The organism is Streptomyces sp. NPDC005863 (assembly GCF_042871345.1).
GTDB lineage: Bacteria > Actinomycetota > Actinomycetes > Streptomycetales > Streptomycetaceae > Streptomyces.
Genome location: NZ_JBIAII010000005.1, coordinates 229131 through 254587 on the forward strand (window position 1 = coordinate 229131; position 25457 = coordinate 254587).

18 protein-coding genes are annotated in these 25457 nt (G+C 73.2%); 9 read left to right on the top strand and 9 right to left on the bottom strand.

Annotated features, from left to right (window positions below; all coding sequences use genetic code 11):
* Positions 1-22: 22 nt before the first annotated feature.
* The 6 genes from ACFYO9_RS20120 to ACFYO9_RS20145 all read left to right on the top strand — a co-directional run bounded on the left by ACFYO9_RS20120 (position 23) and on the right by ACFYO9_RS20145 (position 11904).
* The gene (locus ACFYO9_RS20120; protein ID WP_358775308.1) at positions 23-547 is read left to right on the top strand and encodes a MauE/DoxX family redox-associated membrane protein; all 525 of its coding nucleotides are present in this window, start codon (positions 23-25) and stop codon (positions 545-547) included.
* A 1-nt stretch (position 548) separates the two neighbouring features.
* Entirely contained in the window at positions 549-5432 is a 4884-nt protein-coding gene (locus ACFYO9_RS20125; protein ID WP_358775309.1) for an amino acid adenylation domain-containing protein, read from the top strand.
* The gene (locus tag ACFYO9_RS20130; protein ID WP_358775311.1) at positions 5425-8877 is read left to right on the top strand and encodes a beta-ketoacyl synthase N-terminal-like domain-containing protein; all 3453 of its coding nucleotides are present in this window, start codon (positions 5425-5427) and stop codon (positions 8875-8877) included. Before ACFYO9_RS20125 ends, ACFYO9_RS20130 begins: the two co-directional genes overlap by 8 nt.
* The gene (locus tag ACFYO9_RS20135) at positions 8877-10472 is read left to right on the top strand and encodes an amino acid adenylation domain-containing protein (RefSeq protein ID WP_358775313.1); all 1596 of its coding nucleotides are present in this window, start codon (positions 8877-8879) and stop codon (positions 10470-10472) included. The genes ACFYO9_RS20130 and ACFYO9_RS20135 overlap by 1 nt, the downstream gene beginning before the upstream one ends.
* An 8-nt stretch (positions 10473-10480) precedes the next feature.
* The gene (locus ACFYO9_RS20140; protein ID WP_358775315.1) at positions 10481-11245 is read left to right on the top strand and encodes an alpha/beta fold hydrolase; all 765 of its coding nucleotides are present in this window, start codon (positions 10481-10483) and stop codon (positions 11243-11245) included.
* 95 nt (positions 11246-11340) lie between these two features.
* Complete coding sequence (locus ACFYO9_RS20145) at positions 11341-11904, top strand: DUF1360 domain-containing protein (protein WP_388666467.1); 564 nt, start codon at positions 11341-11343, stop codon at positions 11902-11904.
* A 40-nt stretch (positions 11905-11944) separates the two neighbouring features.
* Here ACFYO9_RS20145 and ACFYO9_RS20150 read toward each other — a convergent pair whose 3' ends face one another.
* The 5 genes from ACFYO9_RS20150 to ACFYO9_RS20170 form a co-directional block, all read right to left on the bottom strand.
* Entirely contained in the window at positions 11945-13294 is a 1350-nt protein-coding gene (locus ACFYO9_RS20150) for a helix-turn-helix transcriptional regulator (RefSeq protein WP_358775318.1), read from the bottom strand.
* Positions 13295-13341: 47 nt separating this feature from the next.
* Positions 13342-13587 carry a hypothetical protein gene (locus ACFYO9_RS20155; protein ID WP_358706088.1) on the bottom strand — a complete coding sequence of 82 codons (246 nt, stop codon included), beginning with the start codon at positions 13585-13587 and terminating at the stop codon, positions 13342-13344.
* Positions 13588-13861: 274 nt separating this feature from the next.
* Positions 13862-14608 carry a hypothetical protein gene (locus ACFYO9_RS20160; RefSeq protein ID WP_358775319.1) on the bottom strand — a complete coding sequence of 249 codons (747 nt, stop codon included), beginning with the start codon at positions 14606-14608 and terminating at the stop codon, positions 13862-13864.
* Positions 14609-14738: 130 nt separating this feature from the next.
* Positions 14739-15140 carry a RidA family protein gene (locus ACFYO9_RS20165; RefSeq protein WP_355804838.1) on the bottom strand — a complete coding sequence of 134 codons (402 nt, stop codon included), beginning with the start codon at positions 15138-15140 and terminating at the stop codon, positions 14739-14741.
* Positions 15137-16375 carry an acyl-CoA dehydrogenase family protein gene (locus tag ACFYO9_RS20170; protein ID WP_358775320.1) on the bottom strand — a complete coding sequence of 413 codons (1239 nt, stop codon included), beginning with the start codon at positions 16373-16375 and terminating at the stop codon, positions 15137-15139. The genes ACFYO9_RS20165 and ACFYO9_RS20170 overlap by 4 nt, the downstream gene beginning before the upstream one ends.
* A gap of 109 nt (positions 16376-16484) precedes the next feature.
* On the opposite strand from ACFYO9_RS20170, the gene ACFYO9_RS20175 reads away from it, so the two are divergent.
* Together ACFYO9_RS20175 and ACFYO9_RS20180 are read left to right on the top strand one after the other, a co-directional pair.
* Positions 16485-18134, top strand: coding sequence for an AMP-binding protein (locus tag ACFYO9_RS20175; protein ID WP_358775322.1), 1650 nt, complete (start codon positions 16485-16487; stop codon positions 18132-18134).
* A gap of 9 nt (positions 18135-18143) precedes the next feature.
* Positions 18144-18962 (top strand): PaaX family transcriptional regulator C-terminal domain-containing protein, encoded by an 819-nt coding sequence (locus tag ACFYO9_RS20180; RefSeq protein ID WP_355804829.1) that lies wholly within the window; start codon positions 18144-18146, stop codon positions 18960-18962.
* An 18-nt stretch (positions 18963-18980) separates the two neighbouring features.
* Here the strand turns inward: ACFYO9_RS20180 and ACFYO9_RS20185 are convergent, their stop codons facing one another.
* Both ACFYO9_RS20185 and ACFYO9_RS20190 read right to left on the bottom strand, forming a co-directional pair.
* Positions 18981-21347: a bifunctional salicylyl-CoA 5-hydroxylase/oxidoreductase gene (locus ACFYO9_RS20185; protein WP_358775324.1), complete on the bottom strand. Its 2367-nt coding sequence runs from the start codon at positions 21345-21347 to the stop codon at positions 18981-18983.
* Between the two features lie 5 nt (positions 21348-21352).
* A complete protein-coding gene (locus ACFYO9_RS20190; protein ID WP_355804823.1) occupies positions 21353-22180 on the bottom strand; it encodes an enoyl-CoA hydratase family protein in 828 nt (275 codons plus the stop codon).
* A gap of 252 nt (positions 22181-22432) precedes the next feature.
* On the opposite strand from ACFYO9_RS20190, the gene ACFYO9_RS20195 reads away from it, so the two are divergent.
* The gene (locus ACFYO9_RS20195) at positions 22433-22876 is read left to right on the top strand and encodes an ATP-binding protein (RefSeq protein ID WP_355804820.1); all 444 of its coding nucleotides are present in this window, start codon (positions 22433-22435) and stop codon (positions 22874-22876) included.
* Here ACFYO9_RS20195 and ACFYO9_RS20200 read toward each other — a convergent pair.
* A complete protein-coding gene (locus ACFYO9_RS20200) occupies positions 22842-24296 on the bottom strand; it encodes an amino acid permease (protein WP_358775326.1) in 1455 nt (484 codons plus the stop codon). The genes ACFYO9_RS20195 and ACFYO9_RS20200 overlap by 35 nt on opposite strands.
* 116 nt (positions 24297-24412) lie before the next feature.
* Entirely contained in the window at positions 24413-25411 is a 999-nt protein-coding gene (argF, locus tag ACFYO9_RS20205) for an ornithine carbamoyltransferase (protein WP_358775328.1), read from the bottom strand.
* Positions 25412-25457: the final 46 nt, after the last annotated feature.

Below are 25457 nucleotides of genomic sequence, written 5' to 3' on the forward strand. Positions count from 1 at the left end.
CCAGAAACCGCAGGCAGGGGAAATGGACCTCGTGCTCATCTTCTGCAAGCTCTCGCTTGCAGCCATGTTCGTCTTCTCGTCCGTCACCAAGCTGCGCGACATCGAGGCGTTGGCCGAGCACATCGGGTCGACGGTCAGCCTGCCGCTGCGGTCGTCGGCGGTGGCCTGGTCGGTGGTGGTGGCGGAGGCGGCGGCCGTCCTCGGGCTCCTGCTGAGCGATCGCGCCGGCTTCCTCGTCGCCGCCGCCGTGCTGATCGGCTTCACCGGCTATCTCGCGCACGTGATGCGCTCGGGCCGCGCGGTCTCCTGCGGCTGCACCGGATCCTCCGGAGCGGACGTGTCGGGCATCCACCTGGTCCGTAACGGCATCGCTCTGACGCTGGCTGCCGGAGGGCTCTTCGCACCCCATGTCCCGCTGTGGAGCCACGCGTTGGAGTACGCCGTCATGACCGGACCCGCCGTCCTGTCCGGTGTGGCACTGCTGTACCTCGCCGAGCTCCGGGAGTTCCTGACCCTGCGCCCTGTCGACCTGGGCGCACGCGGCTGACATGGGCGATCACGAGCAGCCTGCCGGGCGGCGCCCGCCCCATACGTCCGTCGCCCCGCTGTCCCGCGCACAGGAAAGCCTCTGGTACGTCGCGACGATCTCGCCGGGCACGGCCGCCTACAACGTCCCTCTGCTGACCCGATGGCACGAGCGAGTGGACGTACCGGCCCTGACCGACGCACTCGAAGCGCTCGTCACCCGTCATGAGGTGCTGCGCTCCACCTACGGACTGCACGAGGGCCGCCCCGTCCAGTTCGTGCACCCGCCTGCCCCCGTACCCGTCGATGTCGTCACAGGCGCGGCGCCCGGTCCCGAAGAGCTGGCCCGCCCGGCCCGAGCCGGGTTCGACCTCTCGGCCGCGCCACCGGTGAGGTGCACGGTGTGGCGAGGCGGCGACGGGCGGGACCACATGTTGCTGACGCTGCATCACATCGCCGTCGACGGCTGGTCGTTGCCCTCCCTGTACGGGGATCTCGCGGACGCCTACGAACAGGCACTGCGGGGCGGGCCGGTGCGCCTTCCCGACCTCCCCCTGCAGTACTCCGCCTTCGCGGCCCGGGAAGCCGCGGCGCTCACCTCCCCCGAGGCCCGGGCGGACCTCGACGCGCGCGTCACGCAGTTGCTGCCCGCCCTGGGCGAGGTCGTGCTCGATCCCGCGCAGCCGCGGCCGCCCGTTCGCGAGGGGGCGCGCAGGGGGGAGCAGTACGAGTTCCGGCTCGCCGCCGACCTGGTGCCGGAGGTGGCACGGCTGGCGGCCCGGCTGCGGGCCACTCCGTTCACGGTGCTGTTCGCCGCGTTCCAGGCTGTCGTCCAACGGTGGTCCGGGCGGACGGAGTTCGTCGTGAGCACCGTCGCCGCCGGCCGGCAGGGACCGGACGTCGAGGAGACCGTCGGGCTCTTCGCCAACACCGTGCCGCTCGTCTGCCGCCCCGACCCGCGGGCCACCTTCGAGGAACTGTGCGGCGCCGCGCGCGCCGAGGCGTTCGGCCTCCACCGCCATCAAGCGCTGCCGTTCGACGGGCTCACGGCCGAGGTGGCCAAGCGGGCCCCGGGTGTGTACAGCGGGCTCTCGGACATCGGTTTCATCCTCCAGAACGCGCCGTCGGCCGAACCCGACGGCCCGTCCCGGTGGGAGCCGCCGGTGATGCTGCCCACCGGCACCGCCAAGCGGGACGTCTCGTTCGTCCTGGAGTACGACGAGGACGGTGTGGCGGGCACCGTCGAGTACGACGTCGACCGGTGCGCCCCCGCCACGGCACGGGCCCTGGCCAAGAGCTACGGAGCCCTGCTCGAAGCAGCCGTACGCTCCCCCGGTACACCACTGCGTGACCACCCTGTGAGCCGTCGGCCAACCGGCGCCGCCCCTGCGGGAGTTGTCCACGGTGAGCGGCGCGACCTCGCGGCGGGGCGGCGCAGTGTCGTCGAGGCGTTCGCGGCCCGGCTCGCCGAAGTCCCGCCCGAGGGGACGGCGGTGTCCTCGGGCGGGGCGCTGCTGAGCTGGCGGGAGCTGGACTCCTGGTCGGCCGCGGTCGCCCAGCGGCTGCGGTCGAGCGGCGCGGGCCGTGGCCGCTTCGTCCCCGTGCTGTGTGCGCGGGGCGGCGCCCTGGTCGCCGCATGGGTGGGGACTCTGCGCTCCGGCGCCGCGTTCGTCCCTCTGGACCTGGACACCCCCGCGGCGCGGCTCGCGTTCGTCCTGCGGGAGACGGAGGCGTCCGTCGTGCTGGTGGACGAGGCCGGGGCGCGGCTTCTGGACACCCTCGGTGTCGACGTAACGCCCGTACGGCTGGAGGGAGTTCGCGACCGGAGCACCCAAGCCGATGGCCACGCCCCGGCGGAGCCGGTCGCCCCGGACGGCGAGGATCCCGCGGTCCTGATCTACACCTCGGGCACGACGGGCCTCCCCAAGGGGGTGGTCGTGCCGCACCGTGGCCTGCTGAACACCGCACTGTGGTGGGCGGAGGACTGCGGACTCGGCCCGGAGGACCGGTTGTTGGTCACGGCCGGGACGGGATTCGACCCGGCCCCGTTCAACGTCATGGAGGCGCTGCTGGCCGGGGCCCGTGCGGTCATCGCCGACGACGCCGAACGCCGCGACCCGCGCGCCCTGCTCAGATATCTCCGAGGCCCCGAAGGCGTCACCGTGGCGGGCTCGCTCACGCCCACCCTCTTGCACGCGATGCTCGACGGCGACACGTGCGCCGAGGGTGCGCCGACCACGCCGCGCGTCGTGTACGTCGGCGGTGAACCACTGCCGCGCCGGCTCGCCACCGCGTGCGCGCGACGCTGGGACGTCCAGGTGCGCAACGTGTACGGCCTGACCGAGGCGTCCTGCAACAGCACGTGCGCCCACGTCGATCCGGCCGCTGAGGGGGACCCGTCCATCGGGTCGCCGCTGCCCGGCACGGATGTCTATGTGCTCGGACCGCACGGCGAGGAGCTGCCGCCCGGCACTCCCGGGGAGCTGTACGTGGCGGGTGCCGGTGTCGCCCTCGGGTACTGGAAACGGCCCGAGCAGTCGGCGGCGGCCTTCCTGCCGGACCTGTTCGGCGCGGACCCCGACGCGCTGATGTACCGCACCGGTGACCTCGTACAGCAGCGGCCCGACGGCCGACTGCGGTATCTGGGGCGGATCGACGACCAGGTGAAGATCCTGGGCCACCGGGTCAACCCCGGCGAGGTCCGCGACCTGCTCGAAGCGGACCCCGCCGTCCGCGCGGCGGCCGTGCACGCCGAGGGCGAACCGGCCCGGCTGGTCGCCCATGTGGAGTTGGTGGAGACAGCCGCCGCACCGCCCACCCGGGAGGACCTGCTCGGCCCCCTGCGCAGCTGGCTGCCGCCCGCCGCGCTGCCCGCCGAGGTGTACGAGGTCGGCTCCCTGCCCCGTACCGCGAACGACAAAGTCGATTTCGCGACGCTGGCCACCATGCGGGCCAGGCCGCTGGCCCGCGCGAAGCCCCGTACGGCCGCCCGCACCGCCGCCCACCGGCGCGCGGCAGAGCTCATGGCTCACTGGCTCGCCGAGTCGGCGCGCGCGGGCGACGCGCCGAAGGCCGGTGATCTCGGCCCCGACTCGGACTTCTTCGCCCTGGGCGGTCACTCCCTGCTCGCCGTGCGGATGCTGGCGGCGGCCGAGCAGGAGTGGGGGCGCCCCATTTCCCTGCGGTCCTTCCTCTCCTCCCCCACCGTGGAGGGGCTCGCGCGGTGCCTCGGCACGGTGGACGGCGCCCCCGCCGACAGCCGGCCGGTTCCGGTCGACGAACACGCACTCCATCCGGCGAGCGCGATCCAGCAGCGGCTGTGGCTGATCGACCGGCTGTCCCCGCTGCGCTCCGCGTACCTCGCACCCAGCGTGGTCGAGTTCACGGGGCCCGTCGACCGGGCGCTGCTGTGTGCGGCGTTCGCCGCGGTGCTCGCCCGCCATCCGGCGCTGCGCTCCCGCTTCCACGTCGACGCCCGGCAGCGGCGGGTGTTCTGCCGCACCGACGCGGCTCCCCCGGCCGTCCGCGCGCTCGACGCCCGTGGCCTGAGCGCCGATCAGGTCGATGAACTGGTCACCGAGCTGTGCTGGGCCCCTTTCGACCTGGCCCGGGGCACGCCCGCGCGAGGTGCGGTGATCGCCCTGTCCGCCGACCGCACGCTCCTGGTGTACGGGGTGCATCACATCGTCAGCGACGGTTGGTCCCTGGGCATCGTCATGGACCAACTCGCCGCCACCTACCGGGCCCTGTGCGAGGGGACCGACCCCGAGCTGCCCCCGCCCGTGCATCCGGCGGCGCTGGCGGCCGTCGCGCCGTCGGGCGGTACGCAGGCGCAGCTGACCGCTCTCGCCGGGGCCCCGACCGACATCGTGCTCCCCCACGACCGTGCCCGCGGCAGGGTCCAGGACGTGACGGCGGACAGCCGCGAGCTGCTCCTGCCGTCCGAACTGTCGGAACGGCTGCGGGAAACGGGTGGTGCGCTCGGCTGCACGACGTTCATGACGCTCACCGCGCTGGTCGCCGCTGTCCTGTCCCGGCGCTGCGGCCAGCGCGACTTCCTGTTCGCCTTCCCGTGGGCCGGGCGCGACGCGGCGGGCAGCGGCGCCGCCGTGGGCATGTTCGTCAACACCTTGGTCGTACGGGCCGATCTCACCGACGAGCCGACCTGGCGGGAGTTCCTGACGCGGGTCCGCGCCTCCGCCATGACCGCCTACCGGCACGCGGACACCCCCTTCGACGCGCTCACGGCCGAGCTGCATCCCGGTCGGGACCTCAGCCGCCCGCCCGTGACCCCTGTGTTCGTCGACGCGGTGGCGGACCCGCCTCGCGTCCCGGCTCTGGGCGCCTCCATCACCGCCCGCCATCTGACGCCGCCGCGGCCGAGAGGCAAGTACGAGCTGGAGTTCGTCGCGGCCGACACGGCGGAGGGCCTGACGCTGACCCTCTCGTACGCCACCGCTCTCTTCGACCCCTCGACGGTCGACGCTCTGCTCGCCGAACTGGCCGTCGCCGCCCGTGATCTGACCACCGACCTGGAGGTAAGCGTGCTGCAGCCCATGCAGTCGCCGGCATCGGACCCGACCGCCGACATCGCCGCAATCTGGTGTGACATCCTCGGTGTGCCCTCCGTCCCGCACGACGTCAACTTCTTCGACGTCGGCGGCGACTCGCTGCTGCTCGTCCTCCTCGTGGATCGGCTGTCCGGGCTCACCCGTCGGGACATCGAAGCCGCCGACCTGTTCGAGCACAGCACCGTGCGGGCACAGGCCGCCTTCCTGTCGGGTGAGCTCGACGCATCCGGGCCGGGGAGCAGCGGGCCCTCCCCGCGCACGACGGACCGCACGCGTCTGCTCGACCGGTCCAGACGGCTCGCGGCCCCCGGCGCCGGGGAGTACCCGCATGAGTGACGCCACCGCGATAGCCGTCGTAGGCGTCGACTGCCGTTTCCCCGACGCGCGGAACGCCGAGGAGTTCTGGCGGAACATCGGCGAGGGCCGTGTCTCCGTCCACGACGTGGACGTGGACCGGCTGCGTGCCGCCGGTCTGAGCGACGAGGAGATCGCCGCGCCCGACTACGTGAAACGGGCCGCCGGGATCACGGGCGCCGAGGACTTCGCCGCCGAGTTCTTCGGGTACTCGCCCGGCGAGGCCGACTCGACCGATCCCCAGCAGCGGATCTTCCTGGAGACCTGCTGGGGCGCGATGGAAGCAGCGGGGCACGCGCCCCTGGAGACACCGCTGGTCACCGGCGTCTTCGCGGGCGGTGGTCCGAGCACCTACATGACGGCCCTCCAGGTCCACCGCGCCCGCGAGGGCGGCGTCCTCGCGAGCGTCGACGACATCCCCCTTCATCTGGGCGGCCTCGCCGACTATCTGCCCTCCCGCGTCGCGTACAAGCTCGGTCTGCGCGGCCCGTCCATCGGCGTCCAGACGGCGTGCTCCTCCGCGCTGACAGCCGTCCATTACGGCGCGCTGAGCCTGCTGTCCGGCGAGTGCGACCTGGCCCTCGCGGGCGGCGCGTGCGTCGGCGAGCCGCTGCTCGGCTACCGGTACCAACCCGGTGGCCTCCAGTCCCGGGACGGCTACTGCCGCCCGTTCGACGCCATGTCCACGGGTACGTCGTTCAGTTCGGGCGTGGGCGTGGTGGCCCTGCGGCGACTCGACGATGCCCTGGCCGACGGCGATCCGGTGCTGGCCGTCGTGCACGGCACCGCGGTCGGCAACGACGGATCGGCCCGCTCCGGATTCACCGCCCCGAGCCCCGCCGGTGTCGCGCGGGTGGTCGGCACGGCGCTGGACGTCGCGAACGTCCCCGGCACACGGCTGCGCTACGTGGAAGCGCACGGTTCCGGAACACCGCTCGGCGACCAGATAGAACTCCGCGGTCTGACCACGGGCCTGCGCTCCGGGGCGGGCTCCGGGGCGGGCGGGCCCGTGAACTACTGCGGCCTCGGCTCGGTGAAGGCCAACATCGGGCACTGCGGACCGGCCGCGGGGATCGCCGGGCTCATCAAGGCCGTCCAGGTGACCCGTACCGGCCTGCTGCCGCCGCACCCCCTCTTCCGACGTCCACGCAGCCCCGGAGTGCTCGCGGAGAGCCCGTTCACCATCTCGGCCGAGGGCGGCGCCATCGCGGACGGCGAGCGCCACGTGCTCGTCAACTCGATGGGGCTCGGCGGAACCAACGCCGCCGTCGTGCTCGGCCCGCCGCCCGCGCCCACCCGCCCGCGGGCACCCGAACGCGAGCGGGAACACCTCCTGCTCTCGGCCCGCACACCCGACGAGCTCGCATCCCTCTCCGCCCTGCTGGCCGACACGCTCGCCCACGAAGACGGCGCGGCCTTCGCGGCGGACGCCGCTCATACGCTCCGGGTGGGCAGGACGTCCTTCGGCCACCGCCGCGTGGTGAGCGCCGCACCCGGGCTCCTGCCCGACGCACTGCGCCGGCCGGCTCCCGGCACGCCGCGGCCCGTACGCCGGGTCCGCGTGCAGGTGCACGGCGACGAGGAGGCGGCGCGGCCAGTCGTCGCTCGACTGACGGAGGCGTTCACCGGGCTCTGCGAGACGGTGGCAGGGCCGGCGGACGGGCACGCCCCCGACGACTGCTTCACCATCGTGGTCGGCGCCGCCGACGCCGCGCCCGGCCGGCATGTCATCTCCCCGCTCGCGGGCCCGGCGGAGCTGGCCGACCAGGTGGAGCTTGCGGTCACGGCCGCCTGGTTGCACGGCGCCACCGTCGACTGGGGGGTCCTGGCGCGGGGGCGTGGCCGGCGCGTCCGCCTGCCCGTCTACCCGTTCACCCGCACCCGCCACTGGGCGCTGGACCGGCTGCCTCCCCTGACAGCGAAAGCCGTCTCGCCGCCGGAATCCGCGCAGCCGTCCCGCAGCACACCCGCGCCCCCTGTCCCCGGCAGCGCCGACCCGATCGAGCAGGGCCTTTTGCAGCTGTGGCGCGAGCTGTTCGGGGAGGGCGCCATCGGTCTGGACGACGAGTTCGGCGCTCTGGGGGGCGATTCGCTCACCTCCCTGCGCCTGGAAACGGACATCGAACGGCTGTACGGCGTCACGGTTGACCTGCATCGCGTCGGCGGCGGCCAGGTCACCGTGCGCCGACTGGCCACGACGGTGCGGGGCCTGCGGTCCGGGACCGGGGAGACCACGCGGGCCACGCCGACGCCGCCCGCGGCCGACGTGATCGACGCGGACCTCGCCCTGGGCCTCGGCCGCGGTGACGGCACACCGCGCGCCACCGCACCGGACACCCTGCTGACCTCCGTCACCGGCACCTTGGACACCTTCGTCCTGCACGAGTTGCTCGCGGCCACCGACGCGGACGTGCACTGCGTCGTGCACGCAGCGACCGAGGAGGAGGCACGGGCCCTGCTTCGCTCTCGCGCACTGGCGCTCGGTCTGCCGGAGCCCGCTCCCTCGCGCGTCCCGCTGCTGCTGGGCGAGCCGACGGCACTGGGCAAACTGCTCGCCGACCACGACGATCGCCGTATCGGCCATGTCGTCCACCGGGCCGAACCCACCGCACACAGCCGCTCGTACCCCCAGCTGCGCGGCACGTCCGTGGTGCCGCTCGCCGACCTGCTGACGTGGATGCGCGCCAGGGGCGTCGGAGAGTTCAGCTGCCTGTCCTCCGTGTCCGCGTGCGGCCCCTCGCTCGGCGCCATGAGCACGGTCCAGGAACTGCGTGAGCAGCCGCTGCGCCCGGATGCGGACGGGGCGGCCACGGCCGCATGGGTGGCCGAACGGCTGCTGGAACGCGCCGAGCGCGACGGCATGAGCGTCCGCGTGTTCCGCACCGGGCTCCTGCTGGGCGCCTCGGACACCGGTGCATGCGATGCGACGGACCCGCTGTGGCGGTTTCTGGCCGAGGCTCTGGCCACCGGTGTGCATCCGCGTGACGGCGGCGGTCTCGCCATGGCCCCCGTCGATCTGGTCGCCCGGGCCGTCGCCCGGCTCTCGCGCGCGCCCGGCTCGGTGGGCCGCGCCTATCACCTGTGCGGCGCGGACACCCTCACTCCCGGTCAGCTCTGCGCCCTCGTGGGCCGTGCGACGGGCCGGGAGACGACCGGCGTCTCCGATGCGGAGTGGCGGCAGGCCCTGGCCTCGTACCCCCGTGAAGGCTCCGGCGAGGTGCCCGAACCGGCGGACGTCCAGCTGCGTCGGTACGCCCCCGGTGGCACCCGGTTCGAGGCCGAGGGCTGGTCCGGCTGGCTCCGCGGAGCAGGCCACGATGTCGCACCCACCGCCGAACGGCTGCGGCGCGGCCTGGAGTTCGCCGCCGCCCGGAACTCCGCACTCGCCGGGCTCCTCACCGACCGACCGCCGCAAGGAGGCCGCTGATGACCGACCTTTCTCTGTACGACTGGTTCGACCGCTCGGTGCGCCGCACTCCGTCCGCCGTCGCCCTGGAGGTGGCCGGCCGGGTCCTGACGTATCGGGAGCTCGACCGTCGCGCGGCCGCCGTCGCGGAAGAGCTCGTGCGGGCCCACGGCGGCCGCCCCCGCCGGGTGGCCCTGCTCGCCTCCCGCACGCTGACCGCGTTCGCCGGTTACCTGGCGGTGCTCCGCCTCGGCGCTGCCGTCGTCCCGCTGAATCCGGCCTACCCCTTCTCCCGCAACCGCGCGGTGGTCGCCCTCGCCGGAGCCGAAGCGATCCTGGCCGACGCCGAGGGTGCCCCTCAACTCGGCGCCGTCGAAGGGCTTTCCGGGATCACCGTTCTGCGCCTGGACGACGACAGGACCGACGCGCTCACCGCCCCCGACGTCCCGCCCCACCGCGCCGGTCCGGACGACCTCGCGTACATCCTGTTCACCTCCGGCTCCACCGGGCGCCCCAAGGGCGTGCCGATCCGGCACCGCAACCTCGCCCCGTACATCGCCCACACCATCGACCGTTACGACGTCGGGCCCGGCTGCCGTGTCTCGCACACCTTCGACTTCACCTTCGACCCCTCGGTCTTCGACCTGTTCGTGACCTGGGGCGCCGGAGCGACGCTGGTCGCACCTCGGCGCAGCGAACTGCTCACGCCGGTGGACTACGTCGTCGGCCGGAACATCACGCACTGGGTCTCGGTGCCGTCGGTGGTGTCCGTGGCGGCGGAGCTGCGCAACCTGCCCGGGGGGTGCGCCACCGAGCTACGCCACGCGGTCTTCCTCGGCGAGCAACTGACGTACGACCAGGCCCGTTTGTGGCACGATGCGGCGCCGAACGCGGCCATCGAGAACGCCTACGGCCCCACCGAGCTCACCGTCACCTGCACCGCGTTCTGGCTGCCCGGCGACCCGGCGGCCTGGCCGGAGACGTCCAACGGCACGGTTCCGATCGGAGCGGTCCACGACCATCTGGAACACGTCGTGCTCGACGAGGAGGGCCGGCCCGCCGTCGAGGGCGAACTCTGCGTCCGGGGACCTCAGCGCTTCGACGGGTATCTGGATCCCGAGGACGACAAGGGCCGCTTCCTGTCCCACCACTCCGGGAGGCCGCCCGCCACGGCTCCGCACGCGAGCGGGGAAGAGGTGACGGCCGCGCACTACTACCGCACCGGCGACCGGGTCCGCTCCGAGCACGGGAACCTGGTCCATCTCGGCCGCCTCGACCAGCAGGTGAAGGTGCACGGCTACCGCATCGAGCCCGGCGAGATCGAGAACCAGTTGCGCGGGCACCCCGAGATCACCGGCGTGGTCGTCCTCGCCGCGCCCGGCGCGAGGGGGACCGAACTCATCGCCTGCTACACGGGCGTGGCACAGTCACCGTCCCGGCTCATCCACTGGCTTCGCGAACGCGTCCCCGTGCACATGGTGCCCCGGCGGTTCGCGCACAGGGAGCGCTTCCCGCACAGCGCCAACGGGAAGATCGACCATACGGCTCTGCGGCGGGAGTTGGAGTCGGGCCATTCCTCGGAAGATCACGGCCGCTATGTGAGGGAGCGCTCCTGACGGGGTCGGTGATCCGCCCCCGCCCCGTCGAGGATCCCGTGCTGCGGCTCTTCCTGCTGCACCATGCCGCGGGCTCCCACCTGGCCTTCACCAACTGGCTGACGCTGTTCCCCGCCGACTGGGACATCTGCCTCCTCGAGGCTCCCGGCCGCGGCCGACTCGGCCATCTCGCGCCGTGCGACAGCGCACCGACGCTGGCCAACCGCTTCATCGACGACCTGCACGGCCTCCTGGACGCCCCTTTCGCCCTCTTCGGCCACAGCATGGGCGGCCTCATCGCGTACGAGACGACACTGCGACTGGCCGAGCGAGCCCTTCCGGCTCCCGTCTGGGTCGGCATCTCCGCCTGCGGCTCCCCCCGAGACGACGGCGCGGCGGACACCGCCTGCCCCGGCCCCGGCGCGGAGCCTCCCTTCCACACCTTGCCGGACCAGCAACTGCGTTCAGTACTCGGCCGGATGGGAGTACTGCCCCCCGCCCTCCTCGATGACGACCAGCTGTGGGCACGCCTGGCGCCGCGGGTCCGCGCGGACTTCACGCTGGTCGAGAACTGGCACCCCTGGCTCGGGGAGAGGGGGCGCCTTCGCGCACCGCTCTCCCTCTTCGGCGGCCTCGACGATCCGATGGTCACCCCGGACGCCCTGACGGCCTGGGACGAAGTCGCCGACCGCGTCGTCGGCCAGCATTTCTTCCCCGGCGGCCACTTCTACTTCACGGGCCAGGAAGCGGCGCTGGTGGACCAGATCGTCCTGGAGACAGAGGTGTACGCCTAGCGGGACGGCCGACGCACCGCGCCCGAGGGTGCGGCATACGGGCCCATGGAGGTGGACCTTCGTTTCCTCTCGTGGCAAACGGTTACTTGTGGGGCATGGTCGATGAGCCGGATGACGCACCTCAGGAAGATGGCCGTACGCACCGGATGGGGGCCCTCCTCCGCCGGGTCGGGCGGGCCTATGACCCGCGAGGGGAGCACAAGGTCGGCGGGCACGCCGGGGCCGTGGTCGCCTTCGGGGCGTACGCGGCCGCCTGGGGCGCCGTGCTGGGCCGCCGGAAGGTGAAGCTGCCGGCCCGCTGCGGGCCGGGGGACATCGTGCTGACGGCGGCCGCCGTGTTCCGGCTGAGCCGGCTGCTCAGCAAGGGGTCCGTGACGAGCCCGCTGCGGGCGCCGTTCACCCGGTACGAGGAGGCGTCGGGCCCCGCCGAGGTGCACGAGAGCCCGCGCGGCGGCGCCGTCAGGTCGACCGTGGGTGAACTGGTCACCTGCCCGTTCTGCCTGAGCGTCTGGCTGACCACCACGTTCACCGGGGCCCGCCTGCTGTGGCCGGACGCCACCCGGGCCGTCACGGGCGGCCTCACCGCGCTGGCGCTCTCCGACACCATGCAACTCGGCTACGACTGCTTGCTGCAGCACAACCAGCACAACAAGGAGTGACCGGCCGCCCCGGCGCCGATGCCCCGGTGCCGCGTCGCCGTCAGCCGTCCTGGAGCTGGCGTTCCCAGTGGGTGGCGCCGGGCGGCCAGCCGTAGGTGGGGCGTCCCGCGCTGCCGCTGGTGCGGAACGGCTTGCTCTGATCGTCGATGCGGGTCACGCCGTGCCGTTCGCCGCTGGACCACTCCAGTTCGAGGTACCAACGGACGTCGTGCGCTTCGGCGTTGGCGCTGATGTAGAAGACCTCGGGGTCGGTCTCGCTGATCTTGTACGGGAAGTCGCGCTGGCCGTGCTCGGGGGCGGCGCGCGGCGCCGAGTCGTCGAGGTCGACGGCGAAGGACTTGGTGGACACGTCGCCGCCGCAGCCGGTGTGCATCTGGTAGTTGTTCCAGGCGAGCGGGGCGCCGGTGCTCTGCACGCGGACGTTCATCCGCTCCAGGACGACCGGCTGCCTGCCCACGCCCTGCACGGTGACCTCGACGAACTGGTCGCGGGACGAGACCGCGCCGAGGTCGCCGACCCAGCCGGGCGCGTCCTGGTCGGCGGCGGGTGGCTGCGGCATGTCGCCGGGGGCGCGGTTGACCAGGAAGTCCTTGGCGCAGGGGTCCTCGTAGACGTACGGCTTGGTGCGCGTCGTCACCAGGTCCGGCTCGCCCCGCACTCCGCCGGGCGCGGTGCCCGTCCCTGAGTTCCGCGAGGCACCGGACGACGGGGACTTCTCCTGGGTGGGCGGGGCGGAGGCGGCGCCCTTCTTCTTCCCGGCGTCGTCCTTGCCGTCGCCCTTCCCGTGCCCCGCGCCGGGTGAACGCAGGACGCTCGCGTCCGAGGAGACCGCGGTCCGGCCGGTGTCGCGCCGCTGTCCGTCGCCGGCGCCGCCGTGCAGGACGAGCGCGGCGGAACCGATGCCGACGACCGCGGCCACGGCGGCCGCGAGGGCGAAAGTGCGCCGTCTGCGGGAGAGGGACAGCGGCAAGGCGGCGGTCACGCGGCCCGGGCCCGAGGGTGTTCCGGGCTCGGCCGTCGGCGTGGCCTCCGCGCCGTGTTCGGGCAGGGGTGCGGGGTTCGCGGTGGCCGAACTCGTGGGCCCGGCACCGTGGTTGCCCGGTGCACGGGCGGCGGTAGCGGTGGAGGCGCCGGACGCGGCGCGCCCCGGCTTCCGTCCGCGGTCCGCGTCCGCCAGGATCCACCGCCGGTGGACCTCCACCATCTCCTCCGGCGTTGCCCTGCAGAGCCGGGCGAGCCGTTGCACCGGTGCGAACTCGGTGGGCACCGCGTCCCCGTTGCAGTACCGGTGCAACGTGGACGTGCTCATGTGCAGCCGCTTGGCCAGCACCCCGTAACTGAGCCCGGACCGCTCCTTGAGCTCGCTCAGCAGCTCCGCGAGCGACGCCATCCGCACCTGCTCCCTTCCCGTCGGACGTTCCCCGAAGGCGCCGGCACTCACGTGTGGGCGTCGATCACGTCGGCGGAGCCGAGCACGACGGACACGCGGTCGACGTCGGCCCGGGTGGCGTCGGGTGTGACGCCGTCACCGATGGAGCGGGTGATGACGGAGCCGGCCTTGCCGTCCGGTCCTGTGTCGTCGTCACCGCCGGTCTGGCAGGCGGTCAGCGAGAGCACCGCGGCGGCCGCGACGGCGAGCAGCGAGGCGCAACGGACGGTACCGCGCGAACGGCGAGTGGTCATGACGGGAATCCCCCCACGGGTGATCGGGATGCGGTTCCGGCGCCTGCTCCCCGCAGGCGGCGGGCCGGATCTGCTGTTGGCTGCACCCCGTCAGATGGCACCCGTGCGGATATTGTTCACCGGTTTCTGTCCGTACTTGGTAACAAGGGAGGTGGCCGCAGAGGCGGAACCGGAGAGGCGGAAGGAAGCGTTCGCGTCCGGGCACGCGAGCGCGGCGCCGGTCCTCCTCGGACCTGCGCCGCGCCACTGTCCCGCGTGGGGCCCTGCGCCCCGACTACCGCCCGGAGGCGGCCAGTTCCTTGAGGTCAACCGTCTCGCCCTTGGCCGGCGTCTCGGGCTTCACGGGCTTGTTGTAGTCGGTGAAGGTGGCCTCGTTCGGCTTGTCGCCGCCCTTCACGGAGCTGCGCAGGATGTACGGCTTGCCCTCCGTGGCCACGTACAGGGTGTGCGTCTCGCCGCCGGAGGCCTTCTTCGTCAGCGTGATGGCCTCCTTCCCGTCGACGGACGTCGTGTCGCCCTTCTTCATGCCCTTGCGCGTGGACTTGTCCTCGTCCATCGACGCCACCAGGCCCTGCTTGTCGCACATGCCGGCGGTCTGCGCGTCGTCGGCGGGCATCTTGACCCACTTGTCGACCACCTTGTCCAGCACCTTCTGCGAACCGGGCTTGTTCTGCAGAGCGCTCTTCCAGTACTGCTCGTTGCCGCGCACGTACAACGTCCCGTTCGTGTGGCGCAGTTCGGCCTTGGTCCCCGCGGTGTCGACGGTCCCCTCGCAGTTCTTCTCCTGGTCGACCGCGAGGTCCAGGCTCACCGACTTGCCGTCGGCCTGCTGCATGTCGCCCTTGAGCCGCATCGATTCGGCGCCCTTGGTGGCCTCCACCGCCTTGGCCGCGATCTGGTCCGCGCTGTCCTTGGCGAACGGCTTGGAGTCGCCTCCGTCGTCGCTGTCGCCGCAGCCCGTCAGCAGAGCCGCGCCGAGTCCGACCATGCCGATAACGCCCGTAACCTTGCTCGCACGCACGTGGTCACCCCTCCTGCGGAACGTCATTCCGTCCCGTACTCCACGACCCCGGTGGCCGCGGTCGTGATCCAGTACCCCGCGATCCGCCGAGCTCACCCGGTACCGGTCATTCCGCCTTGACCCGCCCCCGTCACTCCAGTACGGCGACGCCGTCCAGCTCCACCAGCGCCTGCTCGTCCCAGAGCCGGACCGCGCCGATCACCGCCATCGCGGGGTAGTCGCGGCCCGCCAACCTCTTCCATACGCGCCCGAGTTCGGCGGCGTGGGCGCGGTAGTCGGCGACATCCGTGGCGTAGACGGTGACGCGGGCCAGGTCGGCGGGGGTGCCGCCGGCGTGGCGCAGGGCGGTGAGGAGGTTGGTCAGGGCGCGTTCGAACTGTTCGGGCAGGGTCGCCCCGGTGACCTTGCCCTCGCCGTCCAGGGCGGTCTGCCCGGCGAGGAAGACAAGGCGCGAGCCGGTGGCGGTGACGGCGTGCGAGAAGCCGGTGGGCGGGGAGAGTTCGGCGGGGTTGACGCGGTGCAGGCTGCTCATGCGGAGGGCTCCTCGCCGGGTGTCGGGGTCGGGGCGGTTGAAGGGGTGGGCGCCAGGGGCGCGTACAACTCCCTGGCGATGACTGTCCGTTGGACCTCGCTCGCGCCCTCGTAGATGCGCGGCGCGCGCACCTCGCGGTAGAGGTGTTCCAGGAGGTGGCCGCGGCGCAGGGCGCGGGCGCCGTGCAGTTGGACGGCCGCGTCGACGACGTACTGCGCGGTCTCGGTGGCGATGAGTTTGGCCATGGCGGCGCGCCGGGCGATGCCGTCGCCCCGGGGGCCCTCGCGGTCGTACGCCGCGGCCGCCGCGTACACCATCAGGCGGGCCGCCTCGGTGCGCGTGGCCATCTCGGCGACCTGGTGGGCGACGGCCTGGAGGTCCTTCAACTTCGCGCCGAAGGCGTCCCGTTCGGCGGTGTGGGCCAGCGTGGCGTCGAGGGCGGACTGCGCCATGCCGACCGCGAAGGCGCCGACGCTCGGCCGGAACCGGTTGAGCGTGGTCATCGCGACCCGGAAGCCGCGGTCCACCTCGCCGAGCACATCGTCCCCGCCGACCCGCACCGCGTCGAAGTCGAGGGCGCCGATCGGGTGCGGGGAGAGCATGTCGAGCGGGGTGCCGGTGAGACCTGCCCGGTCCGCCGGGACCAGGAACGCGGTGACGCCGCGCGCGCCCGCACCCGGGGCCGTACGGGCGAAGACGGTGTAGAAGTCGGCCTCGGGGGCGTTGGAGATCCAGCACTTCTCGCCGGTGAGGCGCCACCCGTCGGATCCGTCCGGCTCCGCCGCGAGGCCGAGCGCCGCCGCGTCCGATCCCGCGCCCGGCTCGGAGAGCGCGAAGGCCGCGACGGCCTGCCCGGCGCGCACCGGCGGCAGCCAGCGCGCGCGCTGCGCCCGCGTGCCGTGCGCGTGCACGGGATGGGCGCCCAGCCCCTGCAGGGCGAGGGCGGTCTCCGCCTCCGTACAGGCGTACGCGAGGGACTCGCGCATCAGGCAGAGGTCGAGGGCGCCGGACCCACCCCCGCCCGCACCCGAACCTGCACCCGCGCCCGCACCCGCTTCCCCGCGCTCCTCGAACAGGGCGTCCAGCAGGCCCAGTTGGCCCAGCTCGGCCACCAGTGGCCGGTTCACGCGGCCCGGCTCGCCCTTCTCCGCCAGCGGTCGCAGCCGCTCGGCGGCCAGCGCGCGCAGCTCCGCGCAACGGGCGGTTCGTGCCGGATCGAGCGAGAATGCCGTCATCCCGGGCCCCTCCTTTATCGCGCACCGTTGACTGTCGTCACCATCACGATACGCTCGTCCCGCGAGCCCACCACAGCGCCCGACCGGCAGGCAAGGGGGCAGAGCCGCCATGGACTCCACCGGCAACCCAGTGATGACCGCATCCGGCCACGTCGACACGTTCACCCGGGACCACCTCCCGCCGCGCGAACAGTGGCCCGCGCTGGTGCACGACCGCCCCGAACTGCGCTACCCCGACCGCCTCAACTGCGGCGCGGAGCTCCTGGACCGTTCCCTGAGACGGTTCGGCGCCGAACGCCCCGCCTTCCACGCCGCCTCCGGCGAGACGTGGACGTACGGGCAGCTGCGGCGCCACGTGGACCGGGTCGCGCACGTGCTGAGCGACGAGCTCGACGTGCGCCCCGGCGAGCGCGTCCTGCTGCGCGGGGCCACCACGCCGTGGCTCGCGGCCTGCTGGCTGGCCGTGATGAAGGCGGGCGCGGTCGCCGTCACCGTGCTGGCCCAGCAGCGGGCGCAGGAGCTGGCCACCATGTGCGAGATCGCCGAGGTGCGGCACGCGCTGTGCGACATCCGGGTGGTGGACGACCTGATCAAGGCCGGGGTGCCGGGGCTGAGCGTCACCACGTACGGCGGCGAGGGGCCCGACGACCTGCTGGTGCGCGCCGCCCGCAGCCCCGACCGGTACGAGGCGGTGGACACGGCCGCCGACGACGTCGCGCTGATCGCCTTCACCTCCGGCACGACCGGCCGCCCCAAGGGCTGCATGCACTTCCACCGGGACGTGCTCGCCATCGCCGACACCTTCGCGCGGCACGTCCTGAAGCCGGTGCCCGACGACGTGTTCGCGGGCAGCCCTCCGCTCGGCTTCACCTTCGGCCTCGGCGGCCTCGTCATCTTCCCGCTGCGCTTCGGCGCCTCCTCGGTCCTGCTCGAACAGGCCGGTCCCAAGCTCCTGTTGCCCGCCATCGCGCGCCACCGGATATCCGTGCTCTTCACCGCGCCGACCGCCTACCGCACGATGCTGGACCAGCTCGACGGCCACGACGTCTCCTCGCTGCGCCGCTGCGTCTCGGCCGGCGAGAACTTGCCCGCGGCCACCTGGCGGGCCTGGCACGAGCGCACCGGCCACCGCGTCATCAACGGCATCGGCGCGACCGAGCTCCTGCACATCTTCGTCTCCGCGGCCGACGACGCGATCCGGCCCGGCACCACCGGGCGGGCCGTGCCGGGATGGCAGGCGCGCGTGGTCGACGACTCCGGCGCCCCGGTGCCGGACGGCGAACCCGGGCTCCTCGCCGTGCGCGGCCCGGTGGGCTGCCGCTACCTCGCCGACGACCGCCAGCAGCAGTACGTACGGCACGGCTGGAACGTCACCGGCGACACCTACGTCCGCGACGCCGACGGCTACTTCCACTATGTCTCGCGCGCGGACGACATGATCATCTCGGCCGGGTACAACATCGCGGGCGCCGAGGTGGAGGAGGCCCTGCTGCGCCACCCCGACGTCGCGGAGACGGCGGTCGTGGGCCGACCCGACGCGCTGCGCGGCCAGGTGGCGGTGGCGTTCGTGGTGCCGCGCGAGGGGGCGGCGCGGGACGAGGAGACGGCGGCGCGGCTGCGCGCGTTCGTCAAGGCGGAACTCGTGCCGTACAAGTGCCCCCGCGAGATCGTCTTCCTGGACGCGCTGCCGAGGACGGCGACGGGGAAGCTCCAACGGTTCCGGCTGCGCGGCGGGCGGCAGGACCGGCCGGAGCCGTAGAGTGATCACGTGTCCGAGCAGCACACTCCACGGTCCCTGATCGTCACCTTCTACGGCGCCTACGGGCGGGCCGCCCCCGGCCCGGTCCCGGTGGCCGAGCTGGTGCGCCTCCTCGCGCCGGTCGGCGTCGACGCGCCGTCGGTCCGCTCTTCGGTGTCCCGGCTGAAGCGGCGCGGACTCCTCGTGCCCGCGCGCACCGGGGCGGGCGCGGCGGGGTACGCGCTCTCGCCCGACGCCCGCCAGCTCCTGGAGGACGGCGACCGCCGCATCTACGGCACCGAGGCCGCGCGGCAGCGGGGCGGCTGGGTCCTCGCCGTCTTCTCCGTGCCCGAGTCGGAGCGCAACAAGCGGCACGTGCTGCGCTCGCGCCTCTCGGGCCTGGGTTTCGGCACGGCGGCCCCGGGCGTCTGGATCGCCCCCGCCCACCTCTACGAGGAGACCCGGCACACCCTGGAGCGGCTCCAACTCGCCGCGTACGTCGACCTGTTCCGCGGCGAGCACCTGGGGTTCGCCGCGACGGCCGAGGCGGTCGCGCGCTGGTGGGACCTGTCGTCCCTGGCCAAGCAGCACGAGGCGTTCCTGGACCGGCACGAACCGGTGCTGCGCTCCTGGGAGGCCCGTGCGGACGAGCCCCCGCGCCCGGAGGAGGCCTACCGCGACTACCTCCTCGCGCTCGACTCCTGGCGCCAACTCCCCTACGCCGACCCGGGTCTGCCCGCGGAGCTGCTCCCCGCCGACTGGCCCGGCGCCCGCTCCGCCGCGGTGTTCGCGGCGCTGGACGAGCGGCTGCGGGAGGCCGGGGCCCGGTTCGCGCACCCGGACGCCTGACCTCTCCTCAGCCTCGGCTCACCCTTGACTCAACGTCAGCCTGGGCTTGGGCGCGTCCGTGCGTCCCGTCTGGGGGCGCCTGCTGCCCGCCCGGTATTGCTGCGGCCAGGCGGCGCCCGGACCCGTGTAGCCCTGTTCGGCGGCGGCGTGCAGGGTCCAGTGCGGGTCGTACAGGTGCGGGCGGGCCAGGGCGCAGAGGTCAGCGCGCCCGGCGAGCAGCAGGGAGTTGACGTCGTCCCAGGAGGAGACGGCGCCGACCGTGATGACGGGGATGCCGGTCAGGTTGCGGATGCGGTCGGCGTACGGCGTCTGGTACGAGCGGCCGTACGCGGGGCGTTCGTCGGAGACCACCTGGCCCGTCGAGACGTCGATGGCGTCGGCGCCGTGGGCGGCGAAGGCGCGGGCGATCTCGACGGCGTCCTCGGCGGTGGTGCCGCCGTCGGCCCAGTCGGTGGCGGAGATGCGGACCGTCATGGGCTTGTCCGCCGGCCACACCTCCCGCACCGCGTCGAAGACTTCGAGGGGGTAGCGCAGCCTTCCGGGCAGGTCACCGCCGTACGCGTCCGTGCGGCGGTTGGTGAGCGGGGAGAGGAAGCCGGAGAGCAAGTAGCCGTGGGCGCAGTGCAGTTCGAGCAGGTCGAAGCCGGCCTGCTCGGCGCGGCGGGCGGACGCGACGAACTGGTCGCGGATCGCGGTCAGTCCGGCGCGGGAGAGCTCGCGCGGAATCTGGCCGCCCGGCTTGTACGGGAGCGGGGAGGCGGCCTCCAGCGGCCAGTTGCCGTCGGGCAGCGGATCGTCGATGCCCTCCCACATCAGCTTGGTGGAGCCCTTGCGGCCCGAGTGGCCCAGCTGCAGGCCGATGGCCGTGCCGGGCGCCTGGCCGTGCGCGAAGTCCGTGACGCGGCGCCAGGCGTCGGCCTGTTCGTCGGTGTAGAGCCCGGCGCAGCCCGGCGTGATGCGGCCGCGCTCGCTGACGCAGACCATCTCGGTCATCACCAGACCCGCCCCGCCGAGTGCCCGTGCGCCCAGGTGGACCAGGTGGAAGTCGCCGGGGACGCCGTCGACGGCCGAGTACATGTCCATCGGGGAGACGACGACGCGATTGCGCAGCGTCAGCCCGCGCAGACGCAGGGGCGTGAACATCGGGGGTGTGCCGTCCGGGCAGCCGAACTCGCGCTCCACGGAGCGGGTGAAGCCGGCGTCGCGCAGCCGGAGGTTGTCGTGGGTGACGCGGCGGCTGCGGGTGAGCAGGTTGAACGCGAACTGGAGCGGCGGCTGGCCGAGGTGGTCCGGAAGCCGCTCGAACCACTCCAGACTGGCGCGGGCCGCGCGCTGGGTGGAGGCGACGACGGGGCGGCGCTCCTCCTCGTACGCCCGCAGCGCGGCCGGGATGTCGGGCTGCTCCTCCAGGCAGGCGGCGAGGGCGAGGGCGTCCTCGACGGCGAGCTTGGTGCCGGAGCCGATGGAGAAGTGCGCGGTGTGCGCCGCGTCGCCGAGCAGGACCGTGTTGCCGTGCGACCAGCGGGAGTTGACGACGGTGCGGAAGGTGGTCCAGGAGGACTTGTTGGAGCGCAGCGGACGGCCGCCGAGCGCGTCCGCGAAGATCTTGGCGCACCGTTCGGTGGAGCCCTGCTCGTCGAGGTCGGCGAAGCCCGCGGCCTCCCAGACCTCCTCGCGCATCTCGACGATGACGGTCGAGGCGCCGGCACCGGCCGCCGAGAAGGGGTAGCCGTGCAGCTGCATCACGCCGTGCTCGGTCTCGGCGATCTCGAAGCGGAAGGCGTCGAAGGCGAAGTCGGCGGCGAGCCAGATGTAGCGGCAGCGGTGGGCGGTCAGGCTCGGCCCGAAGACGTCGGCGTGCGCCTCGCGGGTGAGGCTGTGCACGCCGTCCGCTGCGACGACCAGGTCGTACGCCGCGGCGAGCTCGGCGGCGGGCGGCGCCTCGGTGCGAAAACGCAGCTCGACGCCGAGGCCGCGGCAGCGCTCGTGCAGGATCTCCAGGAGCCTGCGCCGGCCGAGGGCGGCGAAGCCGTGGCCGCCGGAGGTGTGGCGCCGGCCGCCGTGCACGATGTCGATGTCGTCCCAGCGCACGAACTCGGCCTGGAGGGCGGCGTAGACGGCCGGGTCGGCGTGTTCGATTCCGCCGAGGGTCTCGTCGGAGAGGACGACGCCGAAGCCGAAGGTGTCGTCGGGGGCGTTGCGCTCCCAGACGGTGACCTCGCGGGCCGGGTCGAGGCGCTTGAGCAGGGCGGCGGCATAGAGGCCGCCGGGGCCGCCGCCGATGACGGCGATCCGGTGGGCCGCGGCGGCGCCCCCGGCGGACGGCTGGGCGGGCGGCCGGGCGGACGGTACGGCGGGCGGCTGGGCGGACGGCACGGCGGTCATCGTCGTCACCGTCCCTGCCACTTCGGCGGGCGCTTCTCCGTGAAGGCCGCGTGGAACTCGGCGTAGTCCGCGCCGTTCATGAGCAGCGCCTGGGTCGAGGCGTCGAGCTCGACGGAGGCGGCGAGCGGCATGTCGAGTTCGGCGGTGAGCAGCGCCTTGGTCTGCGCGTACGCGAGGGCGGGTCCGTCGGCGAGCCTGCGGGCGAGAGTCCGCGCGGCCTCGGCGGCCTTGCCCTCCTCGGTCAACTCGCTGATCAGGCCGATCCGTTCGGCCTCGGGGGCGCGCACGGGCTCGCCGAGCATGAGCAGCCGGGTGGCGTGGCCGAGCCCGACGACGCGCGGCAGCAGGTAGGCGGCGCCCATGTCGCCGCCGGAGAGGCCCACCCGGGTGAAGAGGAAGGAGAACCGGGCGGAGGGGTCGGCGACGCGGAAGTCGGCGGCGAGGGCGAGCACCGCGCCGGCGCCCGCCGCCACCCCGTGCACGGCGGCGATCACCGGGAAGGGGCACTCGCGGACGGCCCGTACGACCTGTCCGGTCATCCGGTTGAAGTCGAGGAGCTGGGCGGTGTCCATGGCGAGCGTGGCGCCGATGATCTCGTCGACGTCGCCGCCGGAGCAGAAGCCGCGCCCCTCGCCGCCCAGCACGAGCGCGCGCACGGACTTGTCGCGGGACAGCTCGGCGAGCAGGTCGCGCAGGTCGGCGTAGGCGCCGAAGGTGAGCGCGTTGAGCTTGTCGGGGCGGGCCAGGGTGACCGTGGCGACCCCCGCGTCGACGGTCAGGCGCAGATGCCGCCAGTCGGGGGTGCGGGTCGCGGAGCCGGTGAAGGGACTCATGACGTGCGGCCTCCTCGGCCTGGGCGCTGGAGTTCGCTGGCGTGGACTGCCTGGACTGCCCCACGAAGTTATCACTGTTCTGTGACCGTCGTCAGGAGTACGCGATACATCCCTGTCGCGGAAGTCCCGACATGCACGTCTTGTCTCCCCCGGCACCACAGGGACGGACGTCCCGGACATGCCCGACCGTCGCCCCTGTCGACATGGCGCTTAGGATTCGTACGGTTGAAAGCAGGACCGCCGCCTGCTGCTGTGAACGGACCCGCCTTGTACGAACCTTCCTCCCCCGCCTCGTGGCGCATCGCGCTGCCGCACACCACGGCAGCCGTGCCCGTCGCGCGCGCACTGGTCCGTACGGCACTCACGGACATCGAGTTCTCCGCCGACTCCGACACCGCGGAGCTGCTCACCGCGGAGCTGGTGGCCAACGCCGTCGAGCACACGGGCGGGCAGGAGCCCATAGAGCTGGTGATCGAGCTCCTGCCGACCGGCTGTCAGGTCGAGGTGCACGACTCCAACCCGCTGCCGCCCGGCAACCTCACCGACCCGTGCCCCGTGGAGCCGGACCCCTGGCAGGAGCACGGCCGCGGCCTGCTCCTGATCCGCACCCTCAGCTCGTCCTGCGGCCACCGCCCCACCGCGTCCGGCAAGGCCGTCTGGTTCACGCTCCCCGCGCTGCCCCCGCACCGGCACTGACGGGCCCCTCGCCCCGGCCGAGCCGCGAGTGCCCGCGGCCGTAGAGCGCGTAGACCACGGCGCCCACCACGAGGAACACGGCGAACTGCAGCCACGTCGTCCACCCGGTGCCCCAGATCAGATACAGGCAGAAGCCCACCCCGAGGAGCGGGCTGACCGGGAAGAACGGCACCCGGAAGGTGCGGCGCAGCTCCGGGCACGAGCGGCGCAGCACGATGACCGCGACGTTGACCACCACCATGATCGCCAGCGTGCCGATGGTGGTGAGGTTGACGACCACGTCGAGCGAGGAGAAGGCGGCGGGCACGGCGACGACCGCCGCGACGATCCAGGTGCCCGCGGCCGGGGTCGCGGTCCGCGGCGAGATCTTCTCGAAGACGCGCGGCATCAGGCCGTCGCGGGACATCGACATCAGGATGCGGGTCTGGCCGTACATCACCGCGAGCACCACGGAGGCGATGGCGACGACCGCGCCGAAGGCGATGATGCCGCCGCCGACGGTCGAGTCGGTCACCTGGTCGACGATGAGCGAGAGCGCGGCGGGCTTGTCGGCGACCGCGTCCGGGCCGAGCGCGCCGATCGCGGCGAGCGCCACGGCGACGTAGAGCAGCGTGACGACCCCGATGCAGATCAGGATCGCGAGCGGGATGTTGCGCCGCGGGTCGCGCACCTCTTCGCCTGCCGTGGTGACCGCGTCGAAGCCGATGAAGGAGAAGAAGGCCAGCGAGGCGCCGGCCGTGATGCCCGAGGCGCCCGCGCCCGCGAAGGGCGTGAGGTGGCCGTCCTCGAACGCGGTGAACGCGATGACCAGGAAGAACAGCAGGATGGCGATCTTCAGCACCGCCATGGCCGCCGTGGCGCCCGCGCTCTCCCGGATGCCGCGCACCAGCAGCACGGCGGCGAGCAGGATGACGAGGACGGCGGGCAGGTTCACCGCGCCGCCCTCCCCCGGCCCCGCGGAGAGCGCGGCGGGCAGCTCCCAGCCCGTGAGGCTGTGCAGCAGCTGGTTCAGGTACTGGCTCCAGCCGACCGCGACGGCGGAGACCGAGACGCCGTACTCCAGGAGCAGACACCAGCCGACGAGGAAGGCGGTCCGCTCGCCCAGCGAGGCGTACGCGAAGGAGTACGAGCTGCCGGAGACCGGGATCGCGCCACCCAGCTCGGCGAACGAGAAGGCGGTGAAGACGCAGGTCACGGCCGCGAGGACATACGAGACGGCGACGGCGGGCCCGGCCTTGGCGACGGAGTCGGAGAGGCCGACGAAGATGCCGGTGCCGACGATCGCGCCGACCCCGAAGCAGACGAGCTGGAAGAGCCCCATGCTGCGCCTGAGGCCATGGCCCTCCAGGTCGGCGCCCGACTCGGCGACGAGCCGGTCGGGGGACTTGATGCGAAGCCCGGAGGTGCGCGAGGGGCTCATGAGGTGGTTCTCGTTTCTGGTGGGGCCGGGTGTGGTGCTCCGGTCCCACCAGTCTGTGCCGGTGGAGCGGGTACGGCAGGTCAGGGCGGCCGTACGCAGGGCGGGCGTGCGGCAGGTCAGGCGAGCGTGGCGACCAGGACCGCCTTGATCGTGTGCAGCCGGTTCTCCGCCTCGTCGAAGACGACGGAGTGTGCCGACTCGAAGACCTCGTCGGTGACCTCCAGGGAGTCCAGGCCGAATCTCGCGTGGATGTCCCGGGAGACCTGGGTGCCCAGGTCGTGGAAGGCGGGCAGGCAGTGCAGGAACTTCACGTCGGCGTTGCCGGTGGCGCGCAGCACGTCCATCGTCACCGCGTACGGCGCGAGGGCCGCTATCCGCTCGGCCCAGACCTCCTGCGGCTCCCCCATCGACACCCAGACGTCGGTCCCGACGAAGTCGGCGCCCCGGACGCCCTCGGCGATGTCCTCGGTGAGGGTGAGGCGGGCGCCGCTCGCCTCGGCCAGCGCACGGGCGCGGGCGACGACGTCGTCGGCGGGCCAGTAGGCGCGGGGCGCGACGATACGGACGTCCATGCCGAGCAGCGCCCCGGTGACCAGGTAGGAGTTGCCCATGTTGAAGCGGGCGTCCCCGAGGTAGGCGAAGGCGGTCTCGTGCAGCGGCTTGGCGGTGTGCTCGGTCATCGTGAGCACGTCGGCCAGCATCTGGGTGGGGTGCCAGTCATTGGTCAGGCCGTTGTAGACGGGCACGCCCGCGTGGGCGGCGAGCGTCTCGACCGTCTCCTGCGCGTCCCCGCGGAACTCGATGGCGTCGAACATCCGGCCGAGCACCCGGGCGGTGTCCTTGGGGGACTCCTTCTTGCCGATGTGCGAGCCGGACGGGTCGATGTACGTCGTCGACGCGCCCTGGTCGGCGGCGGCCACCTCGAACGCACAGCGGGTCCGCGTCGAGCTCTTCTCGAAGATCAGCGCGATGTTCCTGCCCCGCAGCCGCGGCGTCTCGGCCCCGGCCTTCTTGGCCGCCTTCAGCTCGGCGGCCAGCTCGACCAGGCCGCGGAACTCGTCGGCGGTGAAGTCCAGCTCCTTGAGGAAGTGGCGGCCGGTGAGGTCTGTGGCCATGAGGCGCTCCAGGGATGCGGAGGAGGTGTGCGGGCAGGGGTCACCC

Bases quoted from the DNA above. Each gene is read 5' to 3' on its own strand.
- ACFYO9_RS20120 (WP_358775308.1), top strand. From the start codon at position 23: ATGGACCTCGTGCTCATCTTCTGCAAGCTCTCGCTTGCAGCCATGTTC.
- ACFYO9_RS20125 (WP_358775309.1), top strand. From the start codon at position 549: ATGGGCGATCACGAGCAGCCTGCCGGGCGGCGCCCGCCCCATACGTCC.
- ACFYO9_RS20130 (WP_358775311.1), top strand. From the start codon at position 5,425: ATGAGTGACGCCACCGCGATAGCCGTCGTAGGCGTCGACTGCCGTTTC.
- ACFYO9_RS20135 (WP_358775313.1), top strand. From the start codon at position 8,877: ATGACCGACCTTTCTCTGTACGACTGGTTCGACCGCTCGGTGCGCCGC.
- ACFYO9_RS20145 (WP_388666467.1), top strand. From the start codon at position 11,341: ATGGTCGATGAGCCGGATGACGCACCTCAGGAAGATGGCCGTACGCAC.
- ACFYO9_RS20150 (WP_358775318.1), bottom strand. From the start codon at position 13,294: ATGGCGTCGCTCGCGGAGCTGCTGAGCGAGCTCAAGGAGCGGTCCGGG.
- ACFYO9_RS20155 (WP_358706088.1), bottom strand. From the start codon at position 13,587: ATGACCACTCGCCGTTCGCGCGGTACCGTCCGTTGCGCCTCGCTGCTC.
- ACFYO9_RS20165 (WP_355804838.1), bottom strand. From the start codon at position 15,140: ATGAGCAGCCTGCACCGCGTCAACCCCGCCGAACTCTCCCCGCCCACC.
- ACFYO9_RS20170 (WP_358775320.1), bottom strand. From the start codon at position 16,375: ATGACGGCATTCTCGCTCGATCCGGCACGAACCGCCCGTTGCGCGGAG.
- ACFYO9_RS20175 (WP_358775322.1), top strand. From the start codon at position 16,485: ATGGACTCCACCGGCAACCCAGTGATGACCGCATCCGGCCACGTCGAC.
- ACFYO9_RS20185 (WP_358775324.1), bottom strand. From the start codon at position 21,347: ATGACCGCCGTGCCGTCCGCCCAGCCGCCCGCCGTACCGTCCGCCCGG.
- ACFYO9_RS20190 (WP_355804823.1), bottom strand. From the start codon at position 22,180: ATGAGTCCCTTCACCGGCTCCGCGACCCGCACCCCCGACTGGCGGCAT.
- ACFYO9_RS20200 (WP_358775326.1), bottom strand. From the start codon at position 24,296: ATGAGCCCCTCGCGCACCTCCGGGCTTCGCATCAAGTCCCCCGACCGG.
- argF (WP_358775328.1), bottom strand. From the start codon at position 25,411: ATGGCCACAGACCTCACCGGCCGCCACTTCCTCAAGGAGCTGGACTTC.